Raw genomic sequence first — 1,566 nt, 5'->3', positions numbered from 1 at the left:
GTGACATGTCCTATCATACTTACGAGTTTTCAGACCATTTTGTGATTGCGCCTGCCATAAAATTCTTTCATCGCAGTAATGACTTTTCCAGTAATGCTTTGCAAGAACAGGGGCAATTGGTAGAGCCTGGATTTGAATATGTTTCAGACAAGAATCCTGAGTTTTTATCAATTGAACAAATGCGGCAATATAATTTGGAAGCAATGCAGTGATTCCTTATGGTAGACAAGAGATTAATCAGGCTGATATTGATGCTGTGGTTGATGTACTAAAGTCAGATTACCTGACGCAAGGGCCCAAAGTCCCCGCTTTTGAGCAAGCTATCGCTTCACTTTGTTCAGTTCGCTTTGGTGTCGCAGTTAATAGCGCGACGTCTGCGCTACATATTGCCTGCCTTGCTCTAGATGTTGGCCCAAATGATAGAGTATGGACCTCACCTATCACTTTTGTTGCTTCGGCAAACTGCGCACTTTATTGCGGAGCCGAGGTCGATTTTGTCGATGTCGACCCTCGAAGCGGTAATATGTGTCCAAAAGCCTTAGCGATTAAGTTAGAACAGGCTGCTAAAACAGCAACCTTACCTAAAGTCGTAATCCCCGTTCATCTTTGCGGACATAGTTGTGATATGGCTGCCATCGCTACGCTTGCAAAACACTATGGATTTAGCATCATTGAAGATGCTTCCCATGGCATCGGTGGAAGCTATAATGGCTATCCAATCGGTAGTTGTAAATATTCAGATATCACCGTCTTTAGTTTTCACCCAGTAAAAATCATCACCAGTGCTGAGGGTGGAATAGCCATGACCAATTGCGATAACTTAGCAGAGAGAATGGCGCTTTATCGTAGTCATGGCATAACCAAAGATACCCATAAAATGAAAAGGCCTGATGAAGGAGACTGGTACTACGAACAACTTGAATTAGGTTTCAACTATCGAATGACCGAGTTACAGGCGGCGTTGGGGTTATCGCAGTTAGAACGGCTGAGTTTTTTTGTTGAATCACGAAATGAATTAGCCTGTGCCTACGCCAAGCAGCTCGATAGTCACAACTTAAAATTAGTTTTACCCTTACCAATAAGCTTAAGTGCATGGCATCTCATGATAATTAGACTGCCAACACCCCAATTTAGAAGAAAAATATTTGACCAGATGCGAAATGCTGGCATTCAAGTTCATGTTCATTATTTCCCGGTACATCTTCAACCTTATTATTTACAGAAAGGTTTCGCTGTCGGTAATTTTCCGCAAGCTGAGCGATTTTATGAGCAAATTCTAACCCTTCCTTTGTATCCAGGGCTAGTCAGTAACGATGTGCAACGCATATCGACGCTATTGAAGGATTTTATTGCATCTTAAAAAGGAACTATGAAAGTTGTAATACTTGCAGGGGGACTCGGTATTCGCTTAAGCGAAGAAACAGCACTTCGCTCTAAAACCATTATGGATTAGTTAACAAAATTTGTATTAACCCAAAAATTGTATTTACTCCTTCTCCTATTAATTAGTAGCGAGATAAGCTATTTCGTCTCTAAACAAATAGACAAATAGACAAATAGACAAAT

At 41.0% G+C, this 1,566-nt stretch carries 1 protein-coding gene and 1 pseudogene; both read left to right on the top strand.

Features of this window, described 5'->3' with window-relative positions; genetic code table 11:
* A pseudogene (locus NWQ57_RS10960) lies at window positions 1–212 on the top strand (UDP-N-acetylglucosamine 4,6-dehydratase (inverting)); the annotation flags it as partial.
* Window positions 209–1,360: a UDP-4-amino-4,6-dideoxy-N-acetyl-beta-L-altrosamine transaminase gene (pseC, locus tag NWQ57_RS10955; protein ID WP_306022189.1), complete on the top strand. Its 1,152-nt coding sequence runs from the start codon at window positions 209–211 to the stop codon at window positions 1,358–1,360. The pseudogene NWQ57_RS10960 and the gene pseC, both read left to right, overlap by 4 nt.
* The last annotated feature ends 206 nt before the right edge of the window (window positions 1,361–1,566 follow it).

The sequence above is a fragment of the Paraglaciecola sp. genome, from assembly GCF_030730205.1.
Classification (GTDB): domain Bacteria; phylum Pseudomonadota; class Gammaproteobacteria; order Enterobacterales; family Alteromonadaceae; genus Paraglaciecola.
This window is presented reverse-complemented; position numbering and strand designations above follow the sequence as displayed.